We start from the raw sequence: 17027 nt of genomic DNA, 5'->3' as shown, positions 1-17027 counted from the left end.
CGCTGCACCCGCCCCGTCCGGCGGGACCTTGGCGGTGCCGTCCCCGTACGCCTCCGCGGTCCCGCGCGAGGTCTCCGTACAGCTCTCCGGAACACCGGTCCCGACGATCTCCGGCAGGTGACGCAGTGCCCCCCAAGGACCCACCGCCGCCGCGCCGCCGGGTGCCGAAGCCCGCGCGCTCCGGAAGCGGCGGCCCCCAGCGGGCCTCCTCGCGCCCGGCCTCACGCCCGACGTCCCGTCCGGGCTCCCGCCCCGCCGCCCGCCGCCCGCGCTCCGGGGCCGCCGCGCCGCAGCGGATCCGGCTGGGCAGTCCCCGCCCCCGGCTGCGCCTGGTCAGTCTCGCGCTGACCCTGATCATGCTGGTGTTCGTCGTCCGGCTGCTCCAGGTGCAGGCCGTCGACGCCAGCGCGTACGCCGCCAAGGCGGAGAAGAGCCGCTACCTCAGCCACCGCATCGACGCGGAGCGCGGCGAGATCACCGACCGGTCCGGGATCGCCCTCGCCACCAGCGTCGACGCGTACGACATCACCGCCGACCCGCTGATGTTCACCCCCGACTTCAGCAAGATCCCGGACGCCCCCGAGAAGGCGGCCGAGCTGCTCGCCCCCATTCTCGGAGCCGAGACCGGCACGCTCGTGAGGAAGCTCAGGACCCCCAAGTCCCGCTACACGGTCCTCGCCCACCGCCAGACCCCCCAGGTCTGGAACCAGATCAGGGACCTCAAGAGCGTCTTCGCCGAGAAGGCGAGCAAGGAGAAGACCCCGGGCGGCGGCCCGGGCGTCAGCGTCCTGGCCGGGGTCTTCCAGGAGGCCAGCAGCAAGCGCGTGTATCCGAACGCCGATCTCGCCGCCGGGATACTGGGATACGTCAACGCCGAGGGCCATGGCGCCGGCGGCGTCGAGTCCATGCTCGACAAGGAGCTGGCGGGCGAGGACGGAGAGGTCACCTTCGCCCAGTCCGGCGGCCGCCGTGTCCCCACGGCCAGCTCCCGGGAGAAGCCCGCGGTGCCCGGCTCCGACATCGAGCTGACCATCGACCGGGACATCCAGTGGGCCGCCCAGCAGGCCATCACCGAGCAGGTGCGCACCTCCAAGGCGGACCGTGGCTATGTGATGGTCCAGGACACCAGGACCGGCGAGGTGCTCGCCATGGCCAACGCCCCCGGCTTTGACCCCAACGACCTCTCCCAGGCCGACGCCGCGGCCATGGGCAACGCCGCCCTCCAGGACGTGTACGAGCCCGGCTCCACCAGCAAGGTCATGTCCATGGCCGCCGTACTGGAGGAGAAGGTCGCCACCCCCGGCACCCATGTCGTCGTCCCCAACCGGCTGCACCGCGGCGACCGGCTCTTCAAGGACGACATCGACCACCCGACCTGGTACCTGACCCTCAACGGCGTCCTCGCCAAGTCGTCGAACATCGGCTCCATCCTGGCCACCGGCCAGCTCGGCAAGACCCAGGCCGAGGCCAACAAGGTCCTCTACTCGTATCTGACCAAGTTCGGCATCGGCCGCCCCACCGGCCTGGACTACCCCGGCGAGACCCGGGGCATCCTCGCCAAGCCCGAGGACTGGTCCACCTCGCAGCAGTACACGATCCCCTTCGGCCAGGGGCTCTCCCTCAACGCCATGCAGGCCGCGTCGGTCTACTCGACCATCGCCAACGGCGGCGTACGCATCGAGCCCACCCTCGTACGCGGTACGACAGGGCCCGACGGCCGGTTCGCCCCGGCCCCCGCGCCCAAGAAGACCCGGGTCGTCAGCGAGAAGACCGCGAAGACCGTCGCGACCATGCTGGAATCGGTGGTGGGCGACGAGGAGGGTACGGGCACGAAGGCCCGTATCCCCGGCTACCGGGTCGCGGGCAAGACAGGTACGGCCAACCGGGTCGACCCGGAGCTGGGCCGCTACAAGGGCTACACCGCCTCCTTCGCGGGCTTCGCGCCCGCCGACAAACCGCGGATCACGGTCTACTGCGCCATCCAGAACCCGACGAAGGGCAGCTACTTCGGCGGCCAGATCTGCGGACCCATCTACAAAAAGGTCATGGAGTTCGCTCTCAAGACCCTGCAGGTCGAACCGACCGGCAGTAAACCCGCCAGGCTGCCGGTGACCTTCAAACCCGGCGAGTGACCCCAGGGAAAGCGCCAGTGACAACGATCACCCCCGATTCGGGGAACCACCCGGAACGCGCCGCGCAGGAGCCGCTCTCACTTGGCCCGCGGCCCGCGGAGCCGGGTACGCTCACCGCCGTGCCACAAGCTGATCAGTACCGAACCACTCCCGTGGACGCCCCGGCCGGGCGGCCGTGGACGCCCCGCCCGGAACGCGTCCGCCCGACCTCCCTCGCGGAGCTGGCAGCCCGGCTGGGCACCGAGGCGCCGGGGGGCTCCGGGGAAGCGACCGGCATCACCCACGACTCGCGGGCGGTACGCCCCGGAGACGTGTACGCGGCTCTGCCCGGCGCCCGCTTCCACGGCGCCGACTTCGCCGCCCAGGCCGCCGACCTCGGCGCCACCGTCATCCTCACCGACCCGGCGGGCGCCGAGCGGGCCGGAGCCACCGGACTGCCCGTCCTGGTCGTCCCCGACCCCCGCGGCAGCATGGGTGAGCTGGCCGCCGAGATCTACGGCCACCCCGGCCCCGACCTGCTCCAGATCGGTATCACCGGCACCTCCGGCAAGACCACCACCGCGTATCTCGTCGAGGGCGGACTGCGCGGCGCGGGCCACCGTACCGGCCTGATCGGCACGGTGGAGACCCGGATCGGCGACGACCGCGTCAAGTCGGAGCGCACGACCCCCGAAGCCACCGATCTCCAGGCCCTCTTCGCCGTCATGCGCGAGCGCGGTGTCGACTCGGTCGCCATGGAGGTCTCCAGCCACGCCCTGGTGCTCGGCCGGGTCGACGGCTGTGTCTTCGACGTCGCGGTCTTCAACAACCTCAGCCCGGAGCACATGGAGTTCCACTCCGGCATGGAGGACTACTTCCAGGCGAAGGCGCGTCTGTTCACCCCCGAGCGCAGCCGGACCGGTGTCGTGAACTTCGACGATCCGTACGGCCGCAGGCTCGTGGCCGAGGCGGGCGTGCCCATCACCACCTTCTCCGCCGAGGGCCACCCCGACGCCGACTGGCGTGCCGAGGACGTCGAGGTCGGCTCGCACGGCTCCACCTTCACCGTGACCGGCCCCCACGGCGAGCGGGTGCGCGCCGAGGCGCCGCTGCCCGGGCCGTTCAATGTCGCCAACACCCTCGCCGCGATCGTCACCCTGGCCGTCGCCGGGATCGACCCGCGCACCGCCGCCGACGGCATCGCCGCCGTCCCCGGCGTGCCGGGCCGGCTGGAGCGGGTGGACGCGGGCCAGCCGTATCTCGCCGTCGTCGACTACGCGCACAAGACGGACGCCGTCGAATCGGTCCTGCGCTCCCTGCGCAAGGTCACCAAGGGCAAGGTGCACATCGTCCTCGGCTGCGGCGGCGACCGCGACGAGACCAAACGCGGGCCCATGGGCGCCGCCGCCGCCCGGCTCGCCGACACCGCCGTACTGACCTCCGACAACCCCCGCTCCGAGGACCCGCTCGCGATCCTCGCCGCGATGCTCGCGGGGGCCGCCGAGGTGCCCGTACACGAGCGCGGCGATGTCCTCGTCGACGCCGACCGCGCCTCCGCGATCGCCGCCGCCGTCTCCCGCGCCCGCCCCGACGACACCGTCCTGGTCGCGGGCAAGGGCCATGAGCAGGGCCAGGACATCGCCGGGGTGGTACGGGCCTTCGACGACCGCCAGGTCCTGCGCGAGGCCATCGAGCGCTCCCTGCGCCACGAGCCGGGGCACGAGCCCTGTCCCGGCCCCCACGGCGAGCCGCGCCCTGAGCACCGCCACGAGCACCGCCACAAGAACAACAGTCAGGGATGACCCAGTGATCGCCCTCTCCCTCGCCGAGATCGCCGCCATCGTCGGCGGGCAGCCGCACGACATACCGGATCAGTCCGCCCGGGTCACCGGGCCCGTTGTCATCGACTCACGCTCGGTCGTACCGGGCGGGCTCTTCGCCGCTTTCGCGGGCGAGCGCGTCGACGGCCACGACTACGCGGAGCGCGCTGTCGCCGCGGGCGCGGTGGCCGTTCTGGCCACCCGCCCCGTCGGGGTGCCCGCCCTCGTCGTCGACGATGTCGTCCAGGCCCTCGGCGCCCTCGCCCGCGCCGTCGTCGAACGCCTCGGCGCCACCGCCGTCGCCCTTACCGGCTCCGCGGGCAAGACCAGCACCAAGGACCTGATCGCCCAGCTCCTCCAGCGCCTCGGACCCACCATCTGGCCCGCCGGGAACCTCAACAACGAGATCGGCCTGCCGCTGACCGCGCTGCGGGCCATCGAGGACACCCGCTACCTCGTTCTCGAAATGGGCGCGCGCTACGTCGGTGACATCCGCTACCTCACCGGACTCGTCCCGCCCAGGATCGGCCTCGTACTGAACGTGGGCACCGCCCACATCGGCGAGTTCGGCGGCCGCGAGCGGATCGCCGAGGCCAAGGGCGAGATGGTCGAGGCCCTGCCGTCCGCCGCCGAGGGCGGAGTGGCCGTACTGAACGCCGACGACCCGCTCGTCCGCGCCATGAACACCCGCACCAAGGCCCGCGTCGTGCTGTTCGGAGAGGCGGGCGAAGCAGACGTACGGGCAGAGAACGTCCGCCTCACCCCCACCGGACAGCCCGCTTTCCTGCTTCGGACACCCTCCGGGTGCAGCGACGTGACACTGCGGCTGTACGGTGAGCACCACGTGTCGAACGCGCTCGCCGCGGCCGCCGTCGCCCATGAGTTGGGCATGTCCGTCGATGAGATCGCAGAGGCGCTCTCCGAGGCGGAAACCCTCTCCCGCTGGCGTATGGAGGTCACCGAGCGCGCGGACGGCGTGACGATCGTCAACGACGCCTACAACGCGAATCCCGAATCCATGAGAGCGGCGCTCCGTGCGCTGGTCGCCATGGGCGGTACCTCACGGGCCGCGGGGGGCCGTACGTGGGCGGTGCTCGGCCCGATGGCCGAGCTGGGGGACGACTCGCTCGCCGAGCACGACGCGGTCGGACGGCTCGCCGTCCGGCTCAACGTCAGCAAGCTCGTGGCAGTCGGGGGCAGGGAAGCGTCCTGGCTGCAATTGGGCGCTTACAACGAGGGTTCGTGGGGTGAGGAGTCGGTGCACGTGTCCGACGCGCGGGCGGCGGTCGACCTGTTGCGCAGTGAGCTGCGTCCGGGAGACGTCGTGCTGGTGAAGGCTTCCAGGTCGGCCGGTCTTGAACGGGTCGCCCTGGCACTGCTCGAAAGCGCCAGCGAGGGCGAGGTCGCCGGCCGATGAGGCAGATCCTCTTCGCGGGAGTCATCGGGCTCTTCCTGACCCTGATCGGCACACCGCTGCTGATCAAGCTCCTGGCCCGCAAGGGATACGGGCAGTTCATCCGGGACGACGGCCCGCGCACGCATGGCAGCAAGAAGGGCACGCCCACCATGGGCGGGATCTCCTTCATCATCGCCACCCTGATCGCCTACGCCCTGGCGAAGGTGATCACCGGTGAGGACCCGACCTTCTCGGGCGTGCTGGTCCTCTTCCTGATGGCGGGCATGGGTCTCGTCGGGTTCCTCGACGACTACATCAAGATCGTGAAGCAGCGTTCGCTGGGTCTGCGGGCCAAGGCGAAGATGGCGGGCCAGCTCATCGTCGGTATCGCCTTCGCGGTGCTGTCGCTCCAGTTCGCCGACTACCGCGGCAACACCCCGGCCTCCACCCGGCTGTCGTTCATCATGGACTTCGGCTGGTCGATCGGCCCGGTGCTGTTCGTGGTCTGGGCGCTGTTCATGATTCTCGCGATGTCCAACGGCGTGAACCTGACCGACGGTCTGGACGGTCTCGCCACCGGCGCCTCGGTGATGGTCTTCGGCGCGTACACCTTCATCGGGCTCTGGCAGTTCCAGGAGTCCTGTGCCAACGCGCAGACCCTGACCAATCCCAACGCCTGTTTCGAGGTACGGGATCCGCTCGATCTCGCGGTCGTCGCCTCGGCCCTGATGGGCTCCTGCTTCGGCTTCCTCTGGTGGAACACCTCACCGGCCAAGATCTTCATGGGGGACACCGGCTCGCTCGCGCTCGGCGGCGCGCTCGCGGGTCTCGCGATCTGCTCCCGTACGGAGTTCCTGATCGCCCTGCTCGGCGGCCTGTTCGTGATGATCACCATGTCGGTGGTCATCCAGGTCGGCTCCTTCAAGATGACCGGCAAGCGGGTCTTCCGGATGGCACCCCTCCAGCACCACTTCGAACTCAAGGGGTGGTCCGAAGTCCTTGTCGTGGTGCGTTTCTGGATCATCCAGGGCATGTGTGTGATCGTGGGGCTGGGGCTCTTCTACGCGGGCTGGGCGGCCGAGAAGTGAACTGGCAGGGCAAGCGGGTCACCGTCGCGGGTCTCGGGGTCTCCGGGATCCCGGCGGCCCGGGTGCTGCGCGGCCTCGGCGCCGAGGTCACCGTCGTCAACGACGGGGACGACGAGCGCAGCCGCGCCCAGGCCGCCGAGCTGGACGGGCTGGGGATCACGGTGCGCCTCGGCGACGGGGCGACCCTCCCCGAGGGCACCGAGCTGATCGTCACCGCCCCCGGCTGGCGGCCGGACAAGCCCCTCTTCGCCGCGGCGGCCGAGGCCGGAGTGGACGTCTGGGGCGATGTGGAGCTGGCCTGGCGGCTGCGCGGCCCGGACGCCGCGCCCTGGCTCGCGGTCACCGGCACCAACGGCAAGACGACCACCGTCAGGATGCTCGCCTCGATCCTGGCGGCGGCGGGGCTCCGCACGGCCGCCGTCGGCAATATCGGGGTCTCGCTGCTGGACGCCGTCACCGGCGCGGAGAAGTACGACGTACTCGCCGTCGAGCTGTCCAGCTACCAGCTCCACTGGGCACCCAGCCTGCGCGCCCACTCGGCGGCCGTTCTCAATGTCGCCCCCGACCATCTCGACTGGCACGGCTCGATGGAGGCGTACGCCACCGACAAGGGCCGTATCTACGAGGGCAACACCGTCGCCTGTGTCTACAACGCGGCCGACCCGTGCACCGAGGAACTGGTACGGGCGGCCGATGTCGAGGAGGGCTGCCGCGCGATCGGCTTCACCCTCGGTACCCCGGGGCCGTCCCAACTCGGCGTCGTGGACGGCATTCTGGTCGACCGGGCCTTTGTCGAGAACCGCCGCGAGCGGGCCCAGGAACTCGCCCAGCTCTCCGATGTGAACCCGCCCGCCCCGCACAACATCGCCAACGCCCTCGCCGCGGCGGCCCTGGCCCGTGCCTTCGGTGTCGCACCCGCCGCCGTACGCGACGGACTGCGCTCCTTCCGCCCCGATCCGCACCGGATCGAACTGGTCGCGGAGGTCGCGGGCATCACGTACGTCGACGACTCCAAGGCCACCAACACCCATGCCGCGGAAGCCTCCCTGGCGGCCTACGACCCGATCGTCTGGATCGCCGGCGGCCTCGCCAAGGGCGCCGTCTTCGACGAGTTGGTCATGGCGTCGGCGAAGCGGCTGCGCGGGGTCGTCCTGATCGGCGCGGACCGCGCACTGATCGGGGAAGCCCTCGCGCGACACGCCCCCGAAGTCCCGGTCGTGGACCTCGACCGGACCGACACTGGGGCGATGTCGGCGGCGGTCCGCGAAGCGGCACGGCTCGCACAGCCGGGGGACACGGTACTGATGGCCCCGGCCTGCGCCTCGATGGACATGTTCGTCAACTACAACAAGCGAGGCGAGGCGTTCGCGGACGCGGTGCACGCACTCGCCGCCGAGCACGCCTGACCGGCCCGGCCCTCGTGCCGGGCCGTCCCTGGGGACCGCGCGACACCGGCGGTGACGCCGCGGGCCCCGACCCCGGCAGCCGCGCCAGGCACGACTGGAGGGGACAGCGACGATGCCGGCCGACGACACCGCGGACCGAAGGCCCGTCCGCCGGAGCTTGACGGGCCTGCGCCGCAGCGGCGGACCCGGCCAGGGCGGACCGTACCCCGCCGTGGGTCCCGAGCCGCCCGGTGGCCCGTACGAGGACGGCACCCGGCACCGTCCGCCCCGGCCCGCCGGAGGGCCCCCGGGGCCCCGGCCCTTACTCCACCGCTGGGGCTTCGCGGGCTCTCCCGCGCTGCTGGGCCCCACCGCCGGCGGGGGAGCCACCAGGAGTCCGGGGAAGGCCCGCCCGGGACCCCTGTCCGGCCTCGGGCGCGGTCTGGCGGTGCGCGGCAGGGTGGCGGGAGCGGCCGTGGGCCGCGCCCCCGCGGCCCGCGGCGGAGGCGGCGGGACCGGTACGCCGGGTCCGCCGGGGGGCGGCGGTCCGAGGCATCTGTACGAGCGCGCGCGCCGCGCCTGGGACCGGCCGCTGACCGCGTACTACCTGATCCTCGGCAGCGGGCTGCTGATCACCCTGCTCGGCCTGGTGATGGTGTACTCCGCGTCGATGATCTACGCGCTCCAGCTCTCGCTGCCCTCGACGTACTTCTTCCGCAAGCAGTTCCTCGCGGTCGTCCTCGGCACCGGACTGCTGCTGCTCGCCTCCCGGATGCCGGGCAAACTCCACCGGGCGCTGTCCTATCCGCTGCTGGTCGGCACCGTCTTCCTGATGGTGCTCGTGCAGGTCCCCGGGATAGGGCGGGCCGTCAAGGGCAACCAGAACTGGATCTATCTGGGCGGTCCGTTCCAGCTCCAGCCCAGCGAGTTCGCCAAGCTCGCGCTGATCCTGTGGGGCGCCGATCTGCTCGCCCGCAAACAGGACAAGAGACTGCTGTCCCAGTGGAAGCATCTGCTGGTGCCGCTCGTACCCGTCGCGTTCATGCTGCTCGGGCTGATCATGCTGGGCGGCGACATGGGCACGGCGATCATCCTGACTGCCATCCTCTTCGGTCTGCTCTGGCTCGCGGGCGCTCCCACCAGGCTTTTCGCCGGGGTGTTCGCCATCACGGGCCTGGTCGCCTTCGTACTGATCAAGACCAGTGAGAACCGGCTCTCCCGGTTCGCGTGCATCGGCGCGACCGATCTCGGCCCGGAGGGCGAGTGCTGGCAGGCGGTCCACGGAATCTACGCCCTCGCCTCGGGCGGATGGTTCGGATCCGGCCTCGGCGCGAGTGTGGAAAAATGGGGCCAACTTCCCGAACCGCACACCGACTTCATTTTCGCCATCACTGGGGAGGAACTGGGGCTGGCGGGGACGCTGTCGGTACTCGCCCTCTTCGCGGCTCTAGGCTATGCGGGTATCCACGTGGCCGGACGCACGGAGGATCCCTTCGTGAGGTACGCGGCGGGAGGTGTGACCACCTGGATCGCGGCGCAGGCCGTGGTCAACATCGGTGCGGTGCTCGGTCTGCTGCCGATCGCCGGAGTCCCGCTCCCGCTGTTCTCCTACGGAGGGTCGGCCCTGCTGCCGACCATGTTCGCCGTCGGGCTGCTGATCGCGTTCGCGCGAGAGGATCCCGCCGCGAAAGCGGCCCTGGCCATGCGGCGGCCCGGGGTCAGATGGAAGACGATGAGACGGCGCGTCAAGAAGCGTCCGTCCGGAGAGCGGTGAATTTCGGTGCATGTCGTACTCGCCGGTGGGGGGACCGCCGGCCACATCGAGCCCGCGCTCGCCCTCGCGGACGCCCTGCGCAGGCAGGACCCCACCGTGGGGATCACGGCCCTCGGCACGGAGCGCGGTCTGGAGACCAGGCTCGTCCCCGAGCGGGGGTACGAGCTGGGGCTCATCCCCGCCGTACCGCTGCCGCGCAAGCCCACCCCGGAGCTGATCACCGTCCCCGGGCGGCTGCGCGGCACCATCAAGGCGGCCGAGCAGATCCTGGAGCGCACCAAGGCCGACTGCGTCGTGGGCTTCGGCGGCTATGTGGCCCTGCCCGGCTATCTCGCGGCCAAACGGCTCGGGGTGCCGATCATCGTCCACGAGGCCAACGCGAGGCCCGGACTGGCCAACAAGATCGGTTCTCGGTACGCGGCGGGGGTGGCCGTCTCCACCCCGGACAGCAAGCTCCGGGGCGCCCGGTACATCGGCATCCCGCTGCGCCGCACCATCGCCGTTCTGGACCGGGCGCGGGCGCGCCCCGAGGCGCGCGCGGCCTTCGGGCTCGACCCCAATCTGCCGACGCTGCTGGTCTCCGGCGGCTCGCAGGGCGCGCGCCGGCTCAATGAGGTGATCCAGCAGATCGCCCCCGTGCTCCAGCGCTCCGGCATTCAGATCCTGCACGCGGTCGGTCCCAAGAATGAAATGCCGCGGGTGGACAACATGCCCGGAATGCCGCCCTATGTCCCGGTACCGTATGTGGACCGGATGGATCTCGCCTATGCCGCGGCCGACATGATGCTCTGCCGCGCGGGCGCGATGACCGTCGCCGAGCTCTCCGCCGTCGGGCTGCCCGCCGCCTATGTCCCGTTGCCCATCGGCAACGGCGAACAGCGGCTCAACGCCCAGCCGGTGGTGAAGGCCGGCGGCGGACTGCTGGTCGACGACGCCGAACTCACGCCCGAGTGGGTGCAGAGCCAGGTCCTCCCGGTGCTCGCCGATCCGCACCGGCTGTACGAGATGTCCCGCGCGGCCGCCGAGTTCGGCCGCAGGGACGCCGATGAGCTGCTGGTCGGCATGGTGTACGAGGCGATCGCCAAGCACCGTCAGGCATAGGGAGGCAGGGGAGCGTGGCCGGACCGACGACCGCCGAGCGCGGCGCACGACCGAGGTCGGAGTCCGGCCGCCCTCCTCAGGGCCCCCGGGCCCGCGGACTCCGGCTGCCGGGCCGGCGGCTGATGATCGTACTGATTCTGGCCAGTCTGCTGATCGCTGGCTCCACCTGGGCGCTGTACGGCTCGGACTGGCTGCGGGTCGAGCGGGTGAGCACCTCGGGCACCGATGTGCTCACCCGTGAGGAAGTGGTCGCCGCCGCTGCCGTACCGGTCGGATCGCCGCTGATTTCCGTCGACACGGACGCGATCGGGGCCCGGCTCCGGCAGCGGCTGCCCCGTATCGACTCGGTCGAGGTGACCCGTTCATGGCCGCACGGAATCAGTCTGAAAGTGATCGAGCGAAAGCCCGTCCTGCTTATCGAAAAGGGCGCAAAGTTCATCGAAGTGGACGAGGGCGGCGTTCGTTTCGCCGAGATGGAGAAGGCGCCCCGCGGCGTCCCCCGACTCGAACTCGAATTGACGGTGGATCAGGCCGCGGATCGGACCGCGGCGCCCCAGCGCTTCAGCACCGGCCGGCTGGTGCTCGAAGCGGTACGGGTCAGAAGTGAACTCCCCAGGAAAGTGGCCGCGGACACCCGAGTGATCCGGGTCCGTTCGTACGACTCGATCTCCTTGGAGCTGACCGGCGGCCGTACGGTGATGTGGGGAAGCGGCGAGGACGGAGCGGCCAAGGCGCGTGCGCTCACCGCTCTGATGAAAGCGGCTCCGAGGTCCGGGTACTTCGATGTGAGTGCTCCCACCGCGCCTGCGGTGGCGGGGAGTTGACGGACATATGCGCTGGCCAGCACCCTGGTTGGTCAGCGCTATGGGTGATCACATAGGGTGAAAAGAAAAACGGGAGGTTCGGCGTGTTCGTTGAACGTGCGCCACTTGTCGACTTAGTGTCCTGTTCGGAAGAGTCCGGGAAGCGGACACACTGGTAACCCTGAACTTCAACATCAGGGTTTGGGTCGGCGTTTCGGACCGTCCCATCGGCATCAGTCGTCGCAGCGCCACATCGGCGGAGCGGCGACACGTAACTCGAGGCGAGAGGCCTTCGACGTGGCAGCACCGCAGAACTACCTCGCAGTCATCAAGGTCATCGGTGTCGGCGGCGGTGGTGTCAATGCCATCAACCGAATGATCGAGGTCGGTCTCAAGGGTGTCGAGTTCATCGCGATCAACACGGACGCGCAAGCCCTGTTGATGAGCGACGCCGACGTCAAGCTCGACGTCGGCCGGGAACTCACCCGCGGCCTCGGGGCCGGAGCCAACCCGGCAGTCGGCCGCAAGGCGGCAGAGGACCACCGTGAGGAGATCGAGGAGGTCCTCAAGGGGGCCGACATGGTCTTCGTCACCGCCGGGGAGGGCGGCGGCACCGGTACGGGCGGCGCGCCCGTCGTGGCCAATATCGCCCGCTCCCTGGGCGCCCTCACGATCGGCGTGGTCACCCGCCCGTTCACCTTCGAGGGCCGCCGCCGCGCCAACCAGGCCGAGGACGGCATCGCCGAACTCCGCGAAGAGGTCGACACCCTCATCGTCATCCCGAACGACCGGCTGCTGTCGATCTCGGACCGCCAGGTCAGTGTGCTGGACGCGTTCAAGTCCGCCGACCAGGTCCTGCTCTCGGGTGTCCAGGGCATCACCGACCTCATCACCACGCCCGGTCTGATCAACCTCGACTTCGCCGATGTCAAGTCCGTGATGTCCGAGGCCGGCTCGGCACTGATGGGCATCGGCTCGGCCCGCGGCGACGACCGCGCGGTGGCCGCCGCCGAGATGGCGATCTCCTCGCCGCTGCTGGAGGCCTCGATCGACGGCGCCCGCGGCGTCCTGCTGTCCATCTCCGGCGGCTCGGACCTCGGTCTCTTCGAGATCAACGAGGCGGCGCAGCTCGTGAGCGAGGCGGCGCACCCCGAGGCCAACATCATCTTCGGCGCGGTCATCGACGACGCCCTGGGCGACGAGGTACGGGTCACCGTCATCGCGGCCGGCTTCGACGGCGGACAGCCCCCGGCCCGGCGCGAGACCGTGCTCGGCGCGGCGGGCAAGCGCGACGAGCAGCCGGTCCCGTCCCGGCAGGACACCGGCAGGTCGGCCGGCGGACTCGGCACCGTGCCGCCGCGCGATGACCGTACCCCCAAGTCGGATCCCTCCCCGGCGGTCAGCGAGAAGCTCTCGCCGATGCACCCGCCGCACGTACCCCCGGCCCGTCCTTACCAGCAGGACAGCCAGGCCGAAGAGCTGGACGTCCCGGACTTCTTGAAGTGATACGGCAGCACGAAACCCTGAGCGGCGCGCACTTCGCCTTCACCGACCGGTGGGGTGGGGTGAGCGCCGCTCCGTATGATCGGCTCAATCTCGGCGGCGCGGTCGGTGACGACCCCGGAGCGGTACGGACCAATCGCGAACTCGCCGCGAAGTCCCTGGCGCTCGACCCCGAGCGGGTCGTCTGGATGAACCAGGTGCACGGCCGTGATGTGGCGGTCGTCGAAGGACCGTGGGGGGACGGGGAGATCCCCGCCGTCGACGCGGTCGTCACCGTACGGCGCGGGCTGGCGCTCGCCGTGCTCACCGCGGACTGCGTCCCCGTACTGCTGGCCGATCCGGCCGCCGGGATCGTGGCCGCCGCCCACGCGGGCCGCCCCGGCATGATCGCCGGAATCGTACCGGCCGCCGTCGAGGCCATGATCGTGCTGGGCGCGGAACCGGCCAGGATCACCGCTCGTACCGGACCGGCCGTCTGCGGACGCTGCTACGAGGTGCCGGCGGCCATGCGGGACGAGGTCGCCGCCGCCGTACCGGAAGCCTGGTCCGAGACGAGCTGGTCGACCCCGGCCGTCGATGTCACCGCCGGAGTGCACGCGCAGCTCGCGGCCCTGGGGGTAATGGACCGGCGGCACTGCGGGGTCTGCACACTGGAGTCGGAGGACCACTACTCGTACCGCCGCGACCGCACGACCGGGCGGCTCGCCGGCTATGTCTGGCTGGACCGATAGCGCATGAACGACCGCAGGAGCGAACTCGCGGCGAATCTCGCCATGGTGGAGGAACGTATCGGCTCCGCCTGCGCGGCGGCGGGCCGCGCGCGCGAGGAGGTGACCCTGATCGTGGTCACCAAGACCTACCCGGCGAGTGATGTACGACTGCTCCATGAACTCGGCGTACGGCATGTGGCGGAGAACCGTGATCAGGACGCCGCTCCCAAGGCGGCGGCTTGCTCGGATTTGTCGCTTACGTGGCATTTCGTAGGGCAGTTGCAGACGAACAAGGTTCGTTCTGTTGCCAGTTATGCCGATGTCGTACAGTCCGTCGACCGGATCAGACTGGTTTCCGCGCTCTCCGCCGCGGCGGTGCGCGCGGGGCGCGAGCCGGTCTGTCTGATCCAGGTCGCGCTCGACGCGGAGTCGGGCGAGCGGGGTGCGAGAGGGGGTGTGGCGCCCGGCGGGATCGAGGAGTTGGCGGCGGCGGTGGCGCGGGCGCCGGGTCTGCGGCTCGGCGGTCTGATGACCGTGGCGCCGCTGGCCGGTCCGTACGCGGGCCGTCAACGGGCGGCGTTCGAGCGGCTGCTGGAATTGTCATCCCGCCTGCGCGCGGACCATCCTGCTGCGAACATGGTCTCGGCAGGGATGAGCGCGGACCTCGAGGACGCCGTGAAGGCCGGAGCGACACTTGTTCGCGTCGGTACGGCGGTACTCGGAGTCCGACCCCGGCTCGGGTAACGTCGCGAAGCAAGTCGGACCACAGCAGAAAATATGGTCATTTCCGCCGAAAGGCGGGCAGGCCTAGTGGATCGCGGGCACTTGGTGACGAGGCCGATCCACCACAGAGCGGAGGACTCAGAGCATGGCCGGCGCGATGCGCAAGATGGCGGTCTACCTCGGCCTCGTGGAGGACGATGGGTACGACGGCCGGGGTTTTGACCCCGACGACGATTTCGAACCCGAGCCGGAGCCCGAGCGGGACCACCGGCGCCACCAGCCCGTGCACCAGCAGGAGCGCGAGCGTGAACGGGAGCGCGAGGAGCCGGTACGGGTGATCCCGCCGCCGCCCGCGCAGCGCGACCGGGAGCGCGAACCGGTGTCGCTGGGGGCGGAAAACGGACGTCCGGCACGAATCGCCCCCGTGGCATCCATCACACCTGAACGTCCCAGTCTGGAGAAGAACGCACCGGTGATCATGCCCAAGGTCGTGTCCGAGCGGGAGCCGTACCGCATCACCACACTGCACCCGCGGACCTACAACGAGGCCCGTACCATCGGGGAACACTTCCGCGAGGGCACTCCGGTGATCATGAATCTCACGGAGATGGACGACACCGATGCGAAGCGACTTGTCGACTTTGCCGCGGGGCTCGTCTTCGGTCTCCATGGCAGCATTGAGCGGGTGACGCAGAAGGTGTTCCTGCTGTCTCCTGCTAACGTCGATGTCACGGCGGAGGACAAGGCCCGCATCGCAGAGGGCGGGTTCTTCAACCAGAGCTAGGAACAGAGCACCGGGAACGACCCGGTCGAGCGGCGGGAACGGCCCGGCGCACGACCGGACCAGAGTGAGCCAGGGGAGAGGGAAGCAGCGGGATGGGCGTCGCACTACAGGTGGTCTACATCGCGCTGATGTGCTTCCTCATCGTGCTTATTTTCCGGTTGGTCATGGACTACGTCTTCCAGTTCGCCCGCTCATGGCAGCCCGGCAAGGCGATGGTGGTCGTTCTGGAGGCCACCTACACTGTCACCGATCCACCGCTCAAGCTTCTTCGGCGGTTCATCCCGCCGTTGCGTCTCGGGGGCGTGGCACTCGACCTGTCCTTCTTCGTTCTGATGATCATCGTCTACATCCTGATCTCGCTTGTGAGCACTCTGGCGAGGGGAATGTGAACGATACGGTCTTGCCGACTGCCGACGACTACGTAGAGGTGAAGAAGAGATGCCATTGACCCCTGAGGACGTGCGGAACAAGCAGTTCACGACCGTCCGCCTCCGAGAGGGCTACGACGAGGACGAGGTCGATGCCTTTCTCGACGAGGTCGAGGCCGAACTGACCCGCCTGCTCCGCGAGAACGAGGACCTGCGCGCGAAGCTGGCCGCGGCGACGCGTGCCGCCGCGCAGAACCAACAGCAGCAGGGCATGCGCAAGCCTCCGGAACAGCAGGACCGGCCCGGTGCTCCTGTCCCCGCCGCCATATCCGGACCGCCGGTTCAGCAGCAGCCGCCGCAGATGGGTCCCCCCCAGCTCCCCGGTGGCGCACCGCAGCTTCCCGCGGGTCCGAGCGGCCACGGCCACGGTCCCCAGGGTCATGACCCGCGCGCCCAGCAGCACGGCCCCGGCCCGATGCAGGGCGGCCCCATGCAGCAGGGCGGCCCGATGGGTCAGGGCGGACCGATGCAGGGTGGTCCCATGGGCGGACCACCGATGGGCCAGGGCGGCCCCATGCAGGGTGGTCCCATGGGCGGACCGATGGGCGGTCCCATGGGCGGCCACGCTCCGCAGATGCAGCAGCCCGGGCAGGGGCCCGGCGGCGACAGTGCCGCGCGGGTGCTCTCGCTGGCGCAGCAGACCGCGGACCAGGCGATCGCGGAGGCGCGTTCCGAGGCGAACAAGATCGTCGGCGAGGCGCGCAGCCGGGCCGAGGGTCTGGAGCGTGACGCGCGCGCCAAGGCGGACGCGCTGGAGCGGGACGCGCAGGAGAAGCACCGTGTCGCGATGGGGTCGCTGGAGTCGGCGCGCGCGACGCTGGAGCGCAAGGTCGAGGACCTGCGGGGCTTTGAGCGCGAGTACCGGACGCGGCTGAAGTCGTACCTGGAGAGCCAGCTCCGTCAGCTCGAGACCCAGGCGGACGACTCGCTGGCGCCGCCGCGGACGCCGGCGACGGCTTCGCTGCCGCCGTCCCCCTCGATGGCTCCGGCGGGCGCCGGGGCGATGGGGCACGGTATGGGCGGCGGTCCTTCCATGGGCCACGGTGGTCCGTCGGGCCCGTCGTACGGCGGGCAGCAGCAGATGTCCCCGGCGATGACACAGCCGATGGCGCCGGTGCGGCCGCAGGCGCCGCAGCCGATGCAGCAGGCGCCGTCGCCGATGCGGGGATTTCTGATCGACGAGGACGACAACTGAGCGAGAGCGCGCGCGGGTAGCGCGCGGCAGTCGGCAGCCTGAAGGGCCGGGCCCGGGGTAATTCCCGGGCCCGGCCCTTTGGCTTTGCCGCACGGCCCGCGGCGCGGGTCGCGGGCATGGGCCTTCGGCTTTGGCGCACGGTCCGCGGCGCGGGGCGCGGGCGCGGGTGCGGGGCCGGGTGCGTGTGCTGGGTGCGGGGGTGCGAC

The 17027-nt window shown here is 70.6% G+C and carries 14 protein-coding genes; all 14 read left to right on the top strand.

Going from position 1 to position 17027, the window contains the following annotated elements:
* Positions 1-125 precede the first annotated feature (125 nt).
* Positions 126-2132 carry a peptidoglycan D,D-transpeptidase FtsI family protein gene (locus WH07_RS32150; RefSeq protein WP_046507977.1) on the top strand — a complete coding sequence of 669 codons (2007 nt, stop codon included), beginning with the start codon at positions 126-128 and terminating at the stop codon, positions 2130-2132.
* A gap of 17 nt (positions 2133-2149) precedes the next feature.
* Complete coding sequence (locus WH07_RS32145) at positions 2150-3913, top strand: UDP-N-acetylmuramoyl-L-alanyl-D-glutamate--2,6-diaminopimelate ligase (protein WP_079023732.1); 1764 nt, start codon at positions 2150-2152, stop codon at positions 3911-3913.
* Positions 3914-3917: 4 nt separating this feature from the next.
* Positions 3918-5348 (top strand): UDP-N-acetylmuramoyl-tripeptide--D-alanyl-D-alanine ligase, encoded by a 1431-nt coding sequence (locus WH07_RS32140; protein WP_046507975.1) that lies wholly within the window; start codon positions 3918-3920, stop codon positions 5346-5348.
* A complete protein-coding gene (gene mraY / locus WH07_RS32135; RefSeq protein WP_046507973.1) occupies positions 5345-6415 on the top strand; it encodes a phospho-N-acetylmuramoyl-pentapeptide-transferase in 1071 nt (356 codons plus the stop codon). The genes WH07_RS32140 and mraY overlap by 4 nt, the downstream gene beginning before the upstream one ends.
* Positions 6412-7821 (top strand): UDP-N-acetylmuramoyl-L-alanine--D-glutamate ligase, encoded by a 1410-nt coding sequence (gene murD / locus WH07_RS32130; RefSeq protein ID WP_408645976.1) that lies wholly within the window; start codon positions 6412-6414, stop codon positions 7819-7821. Before mraY ends, murD begins: the two co-directional genes overlap by 4 nt.
* 400 nt (positions 7822-8221) lie before the next feature.
* Positions 8222-9574, top strand: coding sequence for a putative lipid II flippase FtsW (gene ftsW / locus WH07_RS32125; RefSeq protein WP_198533934.1), 1353 nt, complete (start codon positions 8222-8224; stop codon positions 9572-9574).
* A gap of 6 nt (positions 9575-9580) precedes the next feature.
* Complete coding sequence (gene murG, locus WH07_RS32120) at positions 9581-10675, top strand: undecaprenyldiphospho-muramoylpentapeptide beta-N-acetylglucosaminyltransferase (RefSeq protein ID WP_046507971.1); 1095 nt, start codon at positions 9581-9583, stop codon at positions 10673-10675.
* Between the two features lie 14 nt (positions 10676-10689).
* Positions 10690-11499 (top strand): cell division protein FtsQ/DivIB, encoded by an 810-nt coding sequence (locus WH07_RS32115; protein ID WP_046507970.1) that lies wholly within the window; start codon positions 10690-10692, stop codon positions 11497-11499.
* A gap of 276 nt (positions 11500-11775) precedes the next feature.
* Positions 11776-12984, top strand: coding sequence for a cell division protein FtsZ (gene ftsZ, locus WH07_RS32110; protein ID WP_046507968.1), 1209 nt, complete (start codon positions 11776-11778; stop codon positions 12982-12984).
* Positions 12981-13712 carry a peptidoglycan editing factor PgeF gene (gene pgeF / locus WH07_RS32105; protein ID WP_232789135.1) on the top strand — a complete coding sequence of 244 codons (732 nt, stop codon included), beginning with the start codon at positions 12981-12983 and terminating at the stop codon, positions 13710-13712. The genes ftsZ and pgeF overlap by 4 nt, the downstream gene beginning before the upstream one ends.
* 3 nt (positions 13713-13715) lie before the next feature.
* Entirely contained in the window at positions 13716-14435 is a 720-nt protein-coding gene (locus WH07_RS32100; protein WP_046507967.1) for a YggS family pyridoxal phosphate-dependent enzyme, read from the top strand.
* 124 nt (positions 14436-14559) lie between these two features.
* On the top strand, positions 14560-15198 hold the full coding sequence (locus WH07_RS32095) for a cell division protein SepF (RefSeq protein WP_046507965.1): 639 nt from the start codon (positions 14560-14562) through the stop codon (positions 15196-15198).
* A 92-nt stretch (positions 15199-15290) separates the two neighbouring features.
* Positions 15291-15587 (top strand): YggT family protein, encoded by a 297-nt coding sequence (locus WH07_RS32090; RefSeq protein ID WP_046507963.1) that lies wholly within the window; start codon positions 15291-15293, stop codon positions 15585-15587.
* A gap of 49 nt (positions 15588-15636) precedes the next feature.
* Positions 15637-16821 (top strand): DivIVA domain-containing protein, encoded by a 1185-nt coding sequence (locus WH07_RS32085; RefSeq protein WP_046507961.1) that lies wholly within the window; start codon positions 15637-15639, stop codon positions 16819-16821.
* The last annotated feature ends 206 nt before the right edge of the window (positions 16822-17027 follow it).

It is taken from the genome of Streptomyces odonnellii (genome assembly GCF_000981895.1).
GTDB classification, from domain to species: Bacteria; Actinomycetota; Actinomycetes; order Streptomycetales; family Streptomycetaceae; genus Streptomyces; species Streptomyces odonnellii.
This window is presented reverse-complemented; position numbering and strand designations above follow the sequence as displayed.

Bases quoted from the DNA above. Each gene is read 5' to 3' on its own strand.
- mraY (WP_046507973.1), top strand. From the start codon at position 5,345: ATGAGGCAGATCCTCTTCGCGGGAGTCATCGGGCTCTTCCTGACCCTG.
- WH07_RS32100 (WP_046507967.1), top strand. From the start codon at position 13,716: ATGAACGACCGCAGGAGCGAACTCGCGGCGAATCTCGCCATGGTGGAG.
- WH07_RS32095 (WP_046507965.1), top strand. From the start codon at position 14,560: ATGGCCGGCGCGATGCGCAAGATGGCGGTCTACCTCGGCCTCGTGGAG.
- WH07_RS32090 (WP_046507963.1), top strand. From the start codon at position 15,291: ATGGGCGTCGCACTACAGGTGGTCTACATCGCGCTGATGTGCTTCCTC.
- WH07_RS32085 (WP_046507961.1), top strand. From the start codon at position 15,637: ATGCCATTGACCCCTGAGGACGTGCGGAACAAGCAGTTCACGACCGTC.